Here is a 15,050-nt window from a genome sequence, read left to right on the forward strand (position 1 = left end):
AAGTATCGGACCTCACCCTTAATATATCTCGAATCCAAGTCTTCAAGATTATGGTGCTTATATGGAAGAACATAATACTATTTCAACAAAGCCATATGAAAATAAGCTATTATAACGTAGTTTGTGTTAAATTGACTGTATAGGAACAATTTTGTTACCTATTAGGTAAGTTGATAGTGATGTAAAAGTAACTGGTTTTAAAGTAGTTTATTGAATATGGAGGGGACAAACATGTCAGATAGTAAGAGCGATAGTAATAAGCAGGATTTAACACCTGAACAGAGTGAAGAATTACTTAAAATATTGAAAGAACGTTTTGAAAATAACATGCATCGACATGAAGGTCTTGAGTGGGCTGGGGTCCAAGGAAAACTAGAAACTAATATAGACAAGCTTTGGTCGTTGAATGAGATGGAAGTAACTGGTGGCGAACCAGATGTAGTTGGTTATGATGAAGAGAAAGGTGAATACATCTTTTTTGATTGTTCGGCAGAAAGCCCTAAAGGTCGCAGAAGCGTTTGTTATGACCGGAGAGCTCTAGAATCAAGAAAAAAACATAAGCCTGAAAATAATGCAATTGATATGGCAACTTATATGGGGATAGAACTTTTAACAGAAAAGGAATATCGCGCGTTACAAGAACTTGAAAATTTCGATAAGAAAACGTCGAGTTGGGTACAAACTCCCGCTGACATTAGAGAACTAGGTGGAGCACTTTTTTGCGATTTTCGCTTTGGTCACGTATTCTTGTATCACAATGGAGCTGAATCCTACTATGGAGCTAGAGGTTTTCGTGGATCTCTAAGGGTATGATTAAAAAAGCTAAGCTCAAATTTGTTTTTCTGAGCTTAGCTTAAATCCATTTAATAATATGGAGAAATCATCAAGTAAACAATTACTCCTGTTAAACTTACATATAACCAAATTGGCATAGTCCATCTTGCAATTCTACGGTGTTTATCTACTTTCATGGCTAGCCCTCTGAACAGAGTTAATAATGCTAAAGGTACAATAGCGGCAGCTAGGATTATGTGTGATATTAGTATGAAATAGTAGATATATTGTAAAATTCCTTCTCCACCATAGGACGTGGAGGAGGACATAGAATGATAGGTTAAATAGGATACGAGAAATAGTGCGGTTGTAGTAAACGCTGCAAATATAAATCGTTTATGCCAAGTGACGTTTTTTCGTATAATCATAAATAAGGCACCTAATAAGAAAACAAATGTAAATGAATTCAAAACCGCATTCAATAATGGTAATAATTTAATATTAAATCCTGTATTACCATCAATATTTGGTATGAATAGTAAAGCTACGACGATAAGATTTATAGCAATGGATAGTCCGACTACCCACGGTACATAGTTAAAATCTTTCTTAAGTTCCAACAATATACAACCTCTCCTAATAAAAAGTATACTCATCAATTATATCGAAAAATATAGGAGAATTCATTATATAAGTGGTTTGAAAAGTGACAGGTTTGTGAGGTAGAAGATCTAGGAGTGGGGGGAGAAGATGATATGAAAGATAGGATAGTTAATTACTTATTCTTACTTCTTGTTTTATCTGGGCTATTAGCGTGGTTAATAGTTGGATTTAGCGGTACTAAAAATGGTGGTGTAATTTATTTATTATCCCTAATTTCAGTACACCTCGTTGTGACACGAATCTTAGACATTATTGATAATGGAGAGAATTGATCAATAAAATCTTGAGGACTTTACTTTATGTAAAGTCCTCAAAAGGAATATATTAAGAAAATATATAATCGATTTGCTCAATTTCATGTTGAGTTAGTTTTACATCCAGTGCCTTTAGGTTATTAATAACTTGCTCTTCTCTTTTGGCGCCAGGGATAATTGCATCAATGGAATCTCGGGTTAAATACCATGCAAGAACTACATGGGAGACATCTACACCCTTATTTTTAGCAATCTCTCTTACTTGATCTACTTTTTGTAAGTTACTCTTGAATTCTTCTCCCTGGAAAAGAGGCATTTTCGAGCGGATGTCATTAAATGTGGTCGATTCATCATATTTGCCTGCAAGCAAGCCTGATGCTAATGGAAAATAAGGAACAAACGTAATATCATGTGCTGCTGTGTAAGGCAGCATTTCTTGTTCAGCCTCACGTTTAAATAAGTTATACTCCGATTGTATGACATCCACATACCCATCTTTATTCGCTTCCTTAAGTTGTTCTACTGAAAAATTGGATACACCAATAGACCTGATTTTTCCTTCGTCCCTTAGTTCCTTTAGTGCACCTACAGCTTCATCTTTCGGAGTTTCTTTATCCGGAAAATGAATGTAAAATAAATCAATATAATCCGTGTTAAGCCGTCTAAGACTTCCTTCAACTGCTTCTTTCAAGAAAGAGGGGGTATTGTTAAATGCAACTTCGTCCCCTTTAAATTGATGAGCTCCCTTTGTTGCTAGTACAATCTCCTCTCGATTATCATGCTCCTTTAAGATTTGTCCTACCAACTCTTCCGATCTTTCAGGGCCATATATATAAGCTGTGTCTAAAAAATTAATACCAACCTCTAAAGCTGTTCGAACGACGTCTTTGCCAGCTTCCTCATCTAAGTTAGGATAAATATTATGACCGCCAACTGCATTAGTCCCCAATCCAATAGGGTTCACGTTCAAATCTGACTTACCTAAACGATTATATTTCACTCTATGTTCATCCCTTTCAATATAATAATGTACCTTATTTCGTTTACCACATGTTGTAAAAATCAAAACAATTGAACGTGCTGTATCTTGTATAACATTTCCAAACAAGATATCCTAATAACTAAGAGGAATAATTAGGAATCAACCCCCATGGTTAATAGAAGTGAAAAAGCTCTATAGTAACTCTTAATGCGATATAAGAATATTGCTTATATAAATGTAAAGGGATAAAGTTCGTACACAATTGTTGAAACACGAATGGCGGCGGAAAAGGAAGATAGTTTGTTTAGATGGGGGAGGTAGAAGGATGAAGTATGGTGTGCAATATATGTGTGTTTGTTTGTTTCTAGTATTTACAGTCATGGCATCATGGTATGAAGGTAGTGCATTACGTGGAAACCCTTGGGAATGGGAGTATTCTGCGGTTTTATCTAAGCTTGTTAATGGAGAAATATCAACGAAATCAGACATTGTTCAGTTGGATCATTTTGTCTATGCAGCTAAGTTTAAACCACTGTTCCCATTATTAATGACAAGTTGCCTTATTTATCTAGTCACACTTCTCATGTACACATTTGCAAGAGGTGAGATTCAAATATTACGAAGCTTTCATATAGTGATGGCTTCCTTTTGTCTTGTTCTCAGTATGGTAATGTTCCAATCTGTTACAATTGGAGGTACGTTATTTGCGGGGTTATTTTTGTTTATTTCATTCGTTCAGATAGTAGTGCTTACTAGTTTACAAATGAAAAAGAATGTAACAACTTAGAGAATAAAGTGAGAGGTGTATTATGAAGGTTGAAAGACCATTTATTATAAGTTTATTGCTTTTAGCTCTTGCATTATTTTCAGCATGCTCTTCACAAAATCTGTCAACAAACGACATAGAATTGGGTAATCCTTCTGCGTCCACATACTTATCTAATCATCCAAGCGCCGATATTTTTTTGAAAGGAAACATCGTTTACAAGAATGCTGAACAGATAGATTGGATAAAGGACGCTTCTCTTAAGTTAGGTAAGAAGGTTATGACCATCAATAAAGTTTCTAGTAATGAAAACGACTTCGAGCATGGAACAGCTACTAAACTTTCAGTAGGAACAGAGGTTTATGAACCAGAAAAAAAGAATGGCCATGTATTAATAGCTGTGGTGAATGGAGAAAAGGTTCCGTATATAGGATTAATAGAAGGGTGAAATAAAAAGTATCACCACTATCTATGTCGCAAAATCGCCTCATAAATTGTCTAACGGCTATCGTATTATTCAGCATGTTTACCCTCGTATAATGAAAAAAAGGAGGGGATTCATCTGGAAATATTACTTCCTATATTATCTATAGGTTTGTTCTTATTCGTTATTGGTTTTGTGAAGTTTCGTGAGTATATGGAGCAGAAAGGTAAAAAGAGAAAGCAAAAGTGGGAGGGAGAAACAGAAGAGAGTATAGAGAAACGGAGAGAGGAAGCGGAGTGGAAAACGGAGCTTCAAAAAAGTATGGGGCGAGGTGGCGGTCCTGGAACATGGTGAAACCCATACAAAAGAGCAGGTGACTCACTTGCTTTTTTGTATGGGTTTCTTTTTGTATAAAAATGAAAAAGGAATTCGAGGTGTTTGGAAAGAAGTGTAAACATAAGGGGCTTATCAACTATTACAAAGGAGTGAATTATTTGAGTAATGGAAAGCTAACGATTTCAAAACCACAAATTGTTGAATTAGACGAGATTAAATTAGCAGGTCGATCCTGCAGTACGACCATGGAACAGAAGGATGTTAAGATACCAAACATGGTAGAAGCATTTCATGTAGGTGATATTCAAAACATTAGCAATCGAATCAATGCTCCTTCATCCTATGGGATGTATATTGATCCACCTAATTGGGATCCTGATAAAGATGAGTTTACGTGGGTGGCTGCTGTAGAAGTTAGCAGTTTAGAGGAGCTACCATTGGGATTAGAAGGTAAGGTTATTCCAGCGGGTAGATACGCTAGTCTTCGATATAATCCAGTTGAGCATAAAGAGTTGGAACCTTATTCATATTTGTATCGTTGGATTAAAGAATCGGGATATGAGCAAGTCGGAGATTTCGGTTTTGAGTATTATGAGCCGTTTGCAGGGGTGAATACAGAATACACGTTGTATTTTCCAATTAAATAATAAGAAATGAAAGACAGCCTCATAAAACGAGGCTGTCTTTTTCAAGAGTAAAGAAATTTCTGGCTCTTACGTGTCTAGCTCCTGCGCCTAGAGACTAGCAAACTTCCAGCACCTCCTTACGATATGTCATCATCAAATTACGCAAACACTATCGTATCTGATCCTTATCAATTTGATGTTGTTTCGTTTTAATGCTGTTATGCAAACTGTCATCCTTAACGTAACTTTTCCGTTTGGCACGCACATCTGAGATGAAACCAATGACCAAAAACAAAATCAATACGCCAACAATCCACATCCAAAACTCCATGCTGCACCTCCCATAATTGTTACTACATATGTATTAAGAAACCTGAATTATATACGAATATTATATTTAGATTACAATATTCATATGATTATGAAAGATTCATAAATAAAGTTCTAGAGATGGAAGTACTTTAATACAGTAAAATTAATCTAATAGGTGAATACATAAAAAGAAAATATATTATTGACTTTATTGTCAGAATGTTCTAAAATTAATTGAATGGAAAATTGTGAGAAGTGTACAAATGTATAACTGAATAATTGTTTTACATTAAATTGAAGGGTGAGATTGGATAAGATGAGAAGGAGCAAACGTTCCATCCAACAACTCATACAAAGCAACAAAGAAGAAATGATGCTTAATAAGAAAACTGTTGATGAAATAGATGACAAGGTGGATAAAAAGCTATTACTACGCAATAAAGGTAAAAAGGAAGAAAATATGTAAGCATGAAAAATCCTTACCACATAATGTGATAAGGATTTTCTAGTGCTTATGATTTAATTGTTGCTCGCGTTTATATTGTGTTTTTTTACAATGATTGATTGCTTGGACGGACAACAACTTCGTTTACGTCAACATGAACAGGTTGATCGATTGCGTATCCAACAGCTTCTGCAATATCCTGACTTTGTAATGGTTGCATGTCATTAGAATTGTTTTTGAACGCATTGAGAATATCTTCATCTGTGATGGTTTCTGTTAATTCTGTTGCAACCATTCCTGGAGAAATTATAGTTGTACGGATGTTAGTGTTAGCTAATTCTCCGCGTAATCCTTCAGAAATACCATGGACAGCCATTTTTGTTCCACTATAAACGGCACTTCCTGGCATGATTTTATGAGCTGCTACAGAAGAGGTGTTGATAATATGACCTTTATTCTTCTCTTCCATGTAAGGAAGGACAGCATAAATGCCATGAAGAACGCCTTTTATGTTTACATCTACCATCTTGTTCCATTCATCTAACTTACGCTTGTTCATGAAGGAAAGTGGCATAAGACCAGCATTATTTACTAGAATGTCTACGGATCCAAATGTGTCGTTTGTTTCTTTTGCAAGAGCTTCCATTTCTTCAGCAGAAGTCACGTCTGTGGCTTTGTATTCAGCTGTACCGCCCATATCTTCAATTTCTTGTTTTAATTCTTTTAATCTTTCATCACGACGAGCAGCTAACATGACCTTTATATTCTTTTTGGCCAATTCTTTTGCGGTGGCCGCTCCAATACCACTACTTGCACCTGTAATGATTGCTGTATTTAGTTCCATGAATCTCACTCCTTTATTGGAATTAAAGTAGTTTCATTTCTTACATTGTGGTGTGTACCCCTTGTGTATAAACGCAAACTACCTGATGTGCTATGTTATTTTCGTCATTGTAATAACTCTTATAATTAATAGTAATTATGGTTTTACATTATTGTATTAGTTACATATATACTTTGGTTTAATCAGTCTCTGAACGAAAGATATAAAAGAATAAATTATGTAAATTATCCTAATGTATAAAAAGGAAAATGAGCTTTACTATGTAATTAAATTGTAGGGAGGTGGAAAGTAGGATGGAGTACGATTTATATATTCACCATTCTAATGTGCAGAACGGACTTGAGGAAGTGTACGAGAAAATTAGTCAAAAGCATATCAAGGTGACAGACTTTTCGGTGGAAATGGAAGAATTTATAGATAACTGTAGTTTCTTATGTATTGGATACCCTTTTGATGTAATTGATGAAGATGATCTAGTGAAAACTATTATGGATAAGAATAAACAGAATTCTGATACAAAAGTGATTCTACCAATGGACACGGAAGCTATATACTGTTTAAATCTTTCTAATTTACATGATTATGAACTTGTTTATTCCAAAGGGTCACTATCTTTTCAACAATTAGCTAATAGGTGTGATAAAGTAGCTACGATACAAACAGAAGAGGATGTAGGTGAACGGGTGCTTGTACTTATTCGGAATGTTATGGCTTTTATTAACCATTTTAATCCTACCATACCTCGATTATATGAAATGAAATTAAATAATGGTGAACTAGAAGAACGTGAATTAAGATTAAAACAACCCGTCTTCTCAACGTCTTCCGAGCGGATAGCGATTCTAGTGCATGGGTTTCTTTCAGCATCAGAGCGGAACTTTGAAGCATTAAAACGAGAATTATTAGAAAGAAAGCATTATGATAAAGTAATTGGTTACTCCTACGCCACAACAGAAGCATCTATTGTTCAACATGGAGAAAGACTATATGAAACCCTAAATCATACCGGTATTATACAAAAGGAACGACGAGTGGATTTCTATGCTCATAGTTTAGGTGGTTTGATAACAAGAAGTATGATAAATCATGATGGATATCAAGCTAGTTCTTATACTAATAATATGGTCTTAGCCGGCGTCCCTCATTTAGGAACACCCTTAGCTGAATATGGTGATCAATTACTCTCAGAAGAAGGGTGGAGTATGGCTGAACTTCTATTTCATATTGTGCGTGATTTGATCCAAGTTGGACAAGAAGCGCTACCAATCTATGAGGATTTTTTAGTTGAAGTAGCTATGTTTCAAAGTGGAACACCAGTATTAAGAGATATGTCTCCTGATTCAGCATTTATTAGAGAGCTAAATGAAACAAGGCACCATGTTTCAGGTCAAGTGTTTCTAATAGGTTATAGCATCCCAGAGGAAAAACAAGGTGATAGTTTTTTTAGCAAACAATATCGTGATTTATTACATAACTTGCAAATCTTCGATACTTCTAACCATGATGGTGTCGTTCCAAACAAAAGTTCATGTTATAAATTTCAAGGATACCCTCAACCAATCGTGATTCCTAATCTGAAGCCTGGTTGGCATACGTGGTATTTTAATGAAAAGGAAAGAGCTAAATATATACTAGATACTATCTTACACTCTTATTAATATGTAGAAATGTTTCTCAAGGCTGCTTGAAGATTCAAATGAAATTCCACTTGAAGCGAAGGCTCTACAGAATGAATCCATGTACGAGCTACAGTTGGCTTAATTCCTGTTATGGAAACGTTTGTGCCTATTAGGGATACAGATTTGACAAGTTGTTGTACTCGCTCAATAAAATAACTGTCAACAGTATTGATAGTAGAAAAGTCGATAATTAAATAGCTTGCCCTCATACGTGAAACATTAGCGATCCCTTTGTCTAGAATATAACGAAATTCCACTTCATCTATTATAGGCTGAAGCGGTAGTAAAGCCACTCCTTCGCTCAGTGGTATGACATTAACCGCCATATCTTCCATTCTATTTATTAACTTCAGTTGTTTATTATAAAGTTGAGTCACATCTGTAAATTCAACCATAGCTCCAATTACTTTATCATCAGTCTTAAGAAGTCGTGTTTGAACAGACAGATATAAGTCATACTTGCCCCATTTGTAGGGCATTACATCGATGTTAAATTCTTTTCCTGTTTCAATTGTTCGTTCCACATGTCTAACTTCGGATGGAGCATCTGGGAACAGGTCATATACATTTTTACCTAGTATGTCTTCTCTATTGACTTGCAGTAATTGTGCTCCCATCTCATTAATAGAAATCACTTGATAATCGACATCAATCGCTAATACTCCAATACTTATCTCATTTAGAATTTTTCCAGGTAGGTAAGTCAATTTTATGCCCCCCTTTGTATTAAATCATCGTAAAGCTACTTTGCATATATATGTATCATTCTCTATTTCTTGAAAGTATCCTCCTACAAAAGCAAAAAAACCACATACCTGATTACCAAATGGTTTCATATATGGTTATGTTTAACATATTAACGAATAGGAAATTATATTAATAGAATATCTAAAGGGAGGATATCAAGATGAGCGAGCAAAATAACCTGAATAAAATGGAACAAAAAGCAGCAGATATGAGTCATGAAAAGAAAGAAGAAATTTTAGAGAACTTTAATCATTTCGCAAGTTATTTAGGAAATAAAGTGAGTATGGCTGAGAAAGTTGGAATGAGTGAAGAGGCACTAGCACAAAGTGCTGAAAAAGTGGCTAATTATCTATCAAATAATGAAGAGCCTAAAAACCGTGAGGAAAAATTATTACAAGAGCTATGGGAAAATGGCACTGAGGATGAACAGCACGTGCTAGCTCATATGTTGGTTCGGATGGTTCAAGACTACAAGTAATGTAATCTCTATCCCCCTCTAAAAGTTTGGAGGGGGATACTAGTAATCTATGTTTTTTCAATAACATTAACACCTAGAGGTTCTAAATTTGTCAGATTGATGGAGGAAGTAGCTACACCAGTCACTTGCCCCAATGAATCAATTAATGGGGAGGCGAATACAAGATAATTAAACCAACCTTCAGATAATGGAAATTTAATAATACATTGCCCACTTATTCCTGAATCAATTACTCTTTGCTTTAGCGCAGTTAACTTATCTATTCCTTCATTATTTGCTAGATCTGTATCTTTTTTCCCAATTGCATCGATGTCTATAAAATCATCATGCCGGTTGAAAATCCATGTGTATTTCAAATCTAGATCACTGTGAGCTATAACGATTGGAACGTTTTGTAGTGCAAGCTGAAAGGGGCTACTAAGCTCTTCTGTAAAAAATACAGAGGGATCAAAGTTTAAGACTTTGGCAATATTAATCGCAACGTATCTACTAGGGTTTCGGTTTCCTGTTTCAATTTGTGTATAGTAGGATCGATCGATATAACATTGGTTTGCTACGTCTTTTTGTGTCATGTTTTTGGCTTCTCTTATGTCTTTTAACCATTGTCTCTCCAGTGCCCTCACCTACCATTTTAAGATTAGTGTAATATTACCTTAAAGGAAATTCAATAAAATTGCTATGGAAATATTTACTATGGATGTTTGAGTTGCTATAATATAGGGTCTTATCTTTCTGTTTTGGAACTCATAATGAAATGCACGAATTTTTGTAAATCCGTAGTATGGAAATCGAAATGAGGGAGGTTGTCCCTGTCTTTTTCATGAGAGGTTTCCTCTATGAACGCTACTGTTGTATTGGGAATGTCTTCTTTTAATTTTTTTACGGTTTTTAACGTAGAGTGGCAGGTTTGCCTTGTAGCTGTAAGTGCTACATGATAGATTTCCCAATCTTTTATATATTGAATGAGTTCTTCTTTTGGCAATGAAGATTGCAAATCTTGTGTCTCCATATTAAATACTCGAAAGCCGATTGATGATAATAAATCAGTAAGAATGTGAATTTTCATCATGACCTCATTGTTTCCAACTCCAATTACCAACACGGTTCCTTTAAAATTAAGCTGATCTCTAGAATATTCATAACGCTTGTAGTTCATGACTTTTAATAGTGTAGTCATACCAATGTGCAATTCTGCTTTGTTGATTTGTTTTTCCCTTTCAAGCTTATGAACTTCATGTAAAGCTGGCTCAAACAAATCAGTGTAAATCTTTTCAATTCGATAGCCATCTTCTAATTGATTGAAATGATATAAAGCTTTAGATTCATCCTCATAAATAACACTATTTAAAAAGTGTTCCCATTCAATTTTCTTTTGTGAACGATCATCATTTTTCCACGCTACAAGGTGGCTAATATAAATAGATTTATCTACAGGTAACATGAATTCGGTTTCATCTTTTGTCTTCTTAATGATACATAAAGTGGGTAATTCTTTTCGTACGTCCATCACATAAGCCAATTCACCAGTATTTAACCGAACTAGCGATTTCTTAGGATACACCTTAATGGTGTTTATGAAATGGTACAACATTACTTCATCGTAATTCTCCTGTTCATTAAGCATGATTGCTAGTGCTTTAGAAGCTGAAAAAGCATTTCGGTACGACCTATCTAATGTAAGTGCCGAATACACGTCAATAATGATCAACATCTGTAATTCTTTTGACATGGTAGTTTTCTCTCGATTTAGTTGGTCTGGATAACCTCTACCATTTACTCTTTCATGATGGGAGCGTGCTAAGTCTAAAATGAGTTGATTGTATTCATATTCTTTCATTAACTGTTCGCCTTTGATGGTGTGGTTTTGAATGATCTCGTATTCATGGTGTGTGAGTTTTGTGTTTTTTTGAAGGATATGTAAGGGTATCTTAACTTTTCCTATATCATGTAGGATGCAAGCTTTTGTGAATCGTTTTAACTTGGTGATTTGTACTTTTTTCCCTAAAACATATCCTAATATAAATACATCAACTGAATGTGTGAAACTATATTCATCATACCAATAAAGCTTCATTAGCAATTGTTTCGTTGTAGGCTCTTGTAACAATTGAACAAATAAACCTCTGAGTTCTTGAAGCGTGTAATCAGATTTCAGTAGTTCTCCATATCTTCTTTCATTTACAATTTTATTTAGTTCCTGATGGAAGATATGTTGTAAGAAGGCTATCTCTTTTGTCTGACTTTCTTCTTCCTCATGAAGCCTTTCCTGTGGTGAAGGTCCCTCCCAAGAAGTATAAGAAGTTGATTCTTGATCTTCTTCTATCACTACTTCCCCAACCTTCCAGTTTCGTAACTTTTCAATATGATGGGGTGTTAATATCGTTCCTTTTGGTAACACCAGTGTATGATTATGATAGACTGGTTCTTCTAGTTTGTCGTAAGGTTTGATTTGATTAATTGATAAAGAAACGCCCATATCTCCACTCCTGTTATATGGAATAAATACTCGAATATTATCCTAAAACAATTCTACTATAATGAGCAATTCATATAGGTTAATGTGTCTAAATGACACATGGGAGAGTCAAAGAATGTTAAATATGATAAGTTTTGTTATGCTGTCTTATAATCAATAAGTATTGTAATTTATATTGATTATAAAGAACTAGGTACTTTTGTATCATGTGTAGGAGGGCTATATGGGAAAACAAGCTGTGATTCAAAAAGTACTACCACTACTCTTCATAGTGCTCGCATACATAACTAATAGTTTCCATGTCTCTCTTTTTCTAGGTGTAGACTTTTTATTTGGGTCAGTTGTTACAGTAATCGTGATTTGTGTGTTCGGATGGAAATATGGTTTGGTAGCTGGATTTGTATCGAGTCTTTATACGATTATCCTCTGGGGACACCCTTATGCAGTAATAATTTTCACATTTGAAGCGTTATTTTTAGGATACCTATATGACAAAAGAAATAACAAAAACCTCATTTTACTAGATGCTGCTTTTTGGATTCTACTTGGAGCATGGGTCACGGTTGGTTTTTATTATTTTGTATTAGAGATGAGTTGGATAGCAACTAGTTTGGTGACAATGAAATTGGTTTTGAATGGTATTCTCAATACGTTATTGGCTTCTATTTTTGTGGATGTCACCCCGATGAAAAGATGGGTTACAAAAAATAATTCTAAGATATTACTGGAAAACGTTCTATTCTATTCTGTACTTACCTTATTTTTAATTCCAATTATTATTTTAGTGACAAACCAAGGACAAAGAGAATTTGAAAAAACAGAACAGGAGATCATTGAAAATCTAAGCGAGGCTCAGGATAATATGAAAGTTTCCTTGGAGACTTTCATGGGTAACCATCTTTCCCCCATTAAGACATTGTCTCAAACTGATTCTGTTCAAGAGCTTGTACCATCAGAACAGCTACAGCAAAACTTGAAACAAATGGCTAAATCTTTCCCTAATTTTCACAATGTTTATGTGGCTGATCAAAATAGTGAGGTTTTTGGGTTTTACCCTTCAAAGAATAAACAAGGTGATTCTACTTTATTATTAAATTTTTCAGATAGAGAATATTTTAAAGAAGTGAAAGAAACGAATGATATTGTAATATCAGAGGTGTTTGTTGGTAGAGGCGGAATAACCACACCTACTGTGACCATTAACTCCCCAATACAAAATAAGGGGAGATTTCAAGGACATGTGACTGGGGCGTTAAATCTAGAATATGTAAATCATTTGTTAATAAACGAACAGCAAGATAAACAATTAGAATTAACCTTATTAGATCAAAATCAACAACTGATAGCGTCGACAAATTCCGAAAAGGAAGTATTATCAAAATTTAATGCACCACCCAACTCAATTGAACAAGAAGTAGAGCAAACAATTAGTCTATTCAAACCTGATCAAGAAAATATGGCTGCAATGAATAGGTGGAAGCAATCATTTTATAGAAGCGAGGAAAAATTAGAGGCTGTTCCTTGGACGATTCTTGTTGATGCACCTGTTCGATTTTATCAACAAAAATTATACAACGTGTATGTAAAGATTTTTCTTCTTTCTGTGATTATTACTTATTTCATTATAATGTTTAGTTATTTATTGTCTCATAATCTATTTAAGCCGATCAGGTATTTAGGGGATATTGCAACGGAAGTTCAACGGCGAATTGTCAATCGCAATAAGATTGAAGTGGCTTTTCCTGTTAGTCAATTTCAAGAATTAGATGTACTATCCCGTAATCTACAGAAGATGAGTGAGGAGTTAGCCGCTTCTTTTAACCATGTATATATAACACAGGAAAAACTTAATTACATGGCATATCATGACAAATTAACCGGTCTAGCAAACCGTGATTTGTTAGCAGATAGGCTGAAAAAGGAATTAGATCAGAATATATTTGGAGCAATCTTATTTCTTGATTTGGATCGTTTTAAATTTATTAATGATACATTTGGTCATGATAAGGGGGATGAGTTACTAATCCAAGTGTCTAATCGCTTAAATCACGCGTGCCCAGAAGATACTATTATTGGGAGACAGGGTGGAGATGAATTTATAATTCTATTATCCAAAGTTAATAAGGAACAAGCTTATGATATTGCCTGTTCAATAGTAGACAGAGTAAGTGATTTCTACATGATTAATAATCATCAATTATCGATAACAACTAGCTTAGGAGTTAGTCTTTTTCCTGATGATAGTCAGGATATCAATGAGTTGATAAAGTATGCTGATATCTCAATGTATAAAGCAAAAGAATTAGGTAAGAATCGGGTAGAGGTTTTTGATCGTTCGTATTTAATGCAGAACCAACGCAGAGTCATTCTGGAAAAGGAACTAAGGTTTGCGGTAGAAAAACAAGAACTTTATTTACACTATCAGCCTAAAATAAATATTCAAGAAAGAAAAGTAGATGGTGTAGAAGCTTTAATTAGATGGAAACATGATGAGTTAGGTGATGTGTCGCCAGGAGAGTTTATTCCTATTACTGAGGAAACGGGTCTTATTATCCCAATTGGTGAATGGGTGATAGAGGAGGCTTGTAAGTTACTAGCTAGTTGGAGGAGTACGCACCATGATACTAAATCCCTTTCTATAAACATATCTATTAAACAATTATTAAATGAACATGTACTAGAAAAATTACAAGAAAGCATTTATTTCTACAATATTACTCCATCCCAGTTAGAGGTGGAAGTTACAGAAAGTAAAGCATTAGAACAAGCAGATCTTGTTATTAGTAAGTTAAAGATTATTCGTAATATGGGGATACGAGTTTCATTAGATGATTTCGGAACCGGATATTCATCTCTTAGTTATTTAAAAGACTTACCAATTGATGTTTTAAAAATCGATCGTTCATTTATTAATGAATTGCACACCGAATATGGGCGTTCTGTCGTTCAATCTATTATAGATGTGGCCCATAGTTTACAAATGAGCGTAGTAGCTGAGGGGATAGAAGACCATGAGCAACTTCGCACTTTGATTAAGGGAGGCTGCGACAGTGTTCAAGGATTTCTTTTTGCTAAGCCAATGAGTATAGAGGATTTCTTAGAGTATGAAGTCAATCTCAAACAAAAACTTGAAACGATTATCGAGCAGGCAAATTAATATTTTATTAATATAAACAGTGTTTAAAGGTGCGGAAGATTATAATGGACCCATAAATCTAGACACGAAATAAGGAGATGTTAAAGT

The 15,050-nt window shown here is 34.7% G+C and carries 16 protein-coding genes; 9 read left to right on the forward strand and 7 right to left on the reverse strand.

The genetic code is table 11. The features are described 5' to 3' along the window. The first annotated feature begins 231 nt into the window (after positions 1-231). Positions 232-813 (forward strand): DUF4256 domain-containing protein, encoded by a 582-nt coding sequence (locus tag N782_RS18390; RefSeq protein ID WP_036823738.1) that lies wholly within the window; start codon positions 232-234, stop codon positions 811-813. 50 nt (positions 814-863) lie between these two features. Here N782_RS18390 and N782_RS18395 read toward each other — a convergent pair whose 3' ends face one another. Both N782_RS18395 and N782_RS18405 read right to left on the reverse strand, forming a co-directional pair. After that, entirely contained in the window at positions 864-1,430 is a 567-nt protein-coding gene (locus tag N782_RS18395; RefSeq protein ID WP_052111429.1) for a DUF420 domain-containing protein, read from the reverse strand. A 331-nt stretch (positions 1,431-1,761) separates the two neighbouring features. Further along, complete coding sequence (locus N782_RS18405) at positions 1,762-2,691, reverse strand: aldo/keto reductase (protein WP_036823771.1); 930 nt, start codon at positions 2,689-2,691, stop codon at positions 1,762-1,764. A gap of 307 nt (positions 2,692-2,998) precedes the next feature. Here N782_RS18405 and N782_RS20825 point away from each other — a divergent pair, with 307 nt between their 5' ends. The 4 genes from N782_RS20825 to N782_RS18420 all read left to right on the forward strand — a co-directional run bounded on the left by N782_RS20825 (position 2,999) and on the right by N782_RS18420 (position 4,846). Beyond that, positions 2,999-3,460: a DUF4306 domain-containing protein gene (locus N782_RS20825; protein WP_052111430.1), complete on the forward strand. Its 462-nt coding sequence runs from the start codon at positions 2,999-3,001 to the stop codon at positions 3,458-3,460. A gap of 22 nt (positions 3,461-3,482) precedes the next feature. Further along, positions 3,483-3,887, forward strand: coding sequence for a hypothetical protein (locus N782_RS18415; protein WP_036823744.1), 405 nt, complete (start codon positions 3,483-3,485; stop codon positions 3,885-3,887). A 189-nt stretch (positions 3,888-4,076) separates the two neighbouring features. Next, complete coding sequence (locus N782_RS21665; RefSeq protein WP_161783139.1) at positions 4,077-4,217, forward strand: hypothetical protein; 141 nt, start codon at positions 4,077-4,079, stop codon at positions 4,215-4,217. 140 nt (positions 4,218-4,357) lie between these two features. Further along, the gene (locus tag N782_RS18420; RefSeq protein WP_036823745.1) at positions 4,358-4,846 is read left to right on the forward strand and encodes a GyrI-like domain-containing protein; all 489 of its coding nucleotides are present in this window, start codon (positions 4,358-4,360) and stop codon (positions 4,844-4,846) included. A 148-nt stretch (positions 4,847-4,994) separates the two neighbouring features. Here the strand turns inward: N782_RS18420 and N782_RS21670 are convergent, their stop codons facing one another. Next, entirely contained in the window at positions 4,995-5,156 is a 162-nt protein-coding gene (locus N782_RS21670) for a hypothetical protein (protein WP_161783140.1), read from the reverse strand. A gap of 297 nt (positions 5,157-5,453) precedes the next feature. Between N782_RS21670 and N782_RS21350 the strand changes: the two genes are divergently transcribed. Continuing rightward, positions 5,454-5,603, forward strand: coding sequence for an FbpB family small basic protein (locus N782_RS21350; protein ID WP_237582690.1), 150 nt, complete (start codon positions 5,454-5,456; stop codon positions 5,601-5,603). Positions 5,604-5,688: 85 nt separating this feature from the next. On the opposite strand, the gene N782_RS18425 is transcribed toward N782_RS21350, so the two are convergent. Next, a complete protein-coding gene (locus tag N782_RS18425) occupies positions 5,689-6,426 on the reverse strand; it encodes an SDR family oxidoreductase (RefSeq protein ID WP_036823747.1) in 738 nt (245 codons plus the stop codon). A gap of 293 nt (positions 6,427-6,719) precedes the next feature. Between N782_RS18425 and N782_RS18430 the strand changes: the two genes are divergently transcribed. After that, positions 6,720-8,084 carry an esterase/lipase family protein gene (locus tag N782_RS18430; protein ID WP_036823752.1) on the forward strand — a complete coding sequence of 455 codons (1,365 nt, stop codon included), beginning with the start codon at positions 6,720-6,722 and terminating at the stop codon, positions 8,082-8,084. On the opposite strand, the gene N782_RS18435 is transcribed toward N782_RS18430, so the two are convergent. Further along, positions 8,081-8,812 (reverse strand): PAS domain-containing protein, encoded by a 732-nt coding sequence (locus N782_RS18435; protein ID WP_036823754.1) that lies wholly within the window; start codon positions 8,810-8,812, stop codon positions 8,081-8,083. The genes N782_RS18430 and N782_RS18435 overlap by 4 nt on opposite strands. Positions 8,813-9,012: 200 nt before the next feature. On the opposite strand from N782_RS18435, the gene N782_RS18440 reads away from it, so the two are divergent. Further along, positions 9,013-9,330, forward strand: a complete 318-nt coding sequence (locus N782_RS18440; protein WP_036823761.1) for a DUF3243 domain-containing protein — start codon at positions 9,013-9,015, stop codon at positions 9,328-9,330. A gap of 47 nt (positions 9,331-9,377) precedes the next feature. On the opposite strand, the gene N782_RS18445 is transcribed toward N782_RS18440, so the two are convergent. Further along, positions 9,378-9,953 (reverse strand): helix-turn-helix domain-containing protein, encoded by a 576-nt coding sequence (locus N782_RS18445; protein WP_272913660.1) that lies wholly within the window; start codon positions 9,951-9,953, stop codon positions 9,378-9,380. 101 nt (positions 9,954-10,054) lie between these two features. After that, positions 10,055-11,806: an HD-GYP domain-containing protein gene (locus N782_RS18450; RefSeq protein ID WP_036823769.1), complete on the reverse strand. Its 1,752-nt coding sequence runs from the start codon at positions 11,804-11,806 to the stop codon at positions 10,055-10,057. A 223-nt stretch (positions 11,807-12,029) separates the two neighbouring features. Here N782_RS18450 and N782_RS20830 point away from each other — a divergent pair, with 223 nt between their 5' ends. Continuing rightward, on the forward strand, positions 12,030-14,963 hold the full coding sequence (locus N782_RS20830; RefSeq protein WP_052111432.1) for an EAL domain-containing protein: 2,934 nt from the start codon (positions 12,030-12,032) through the stop codon (positions 14,961-14,963). Positions 14,964-15,050: the final 87 nt, after the last annotated feature.

The sequence above is a fragment of the Pontibacillus yanchengensis Y32 genome, assembly GCF_000770635.1.
GTDB lineage: Bacteria > Bacillota > Bacilli > Bacillales > BH030062 > Pontibacillus > Pontibacillus yanchengensis.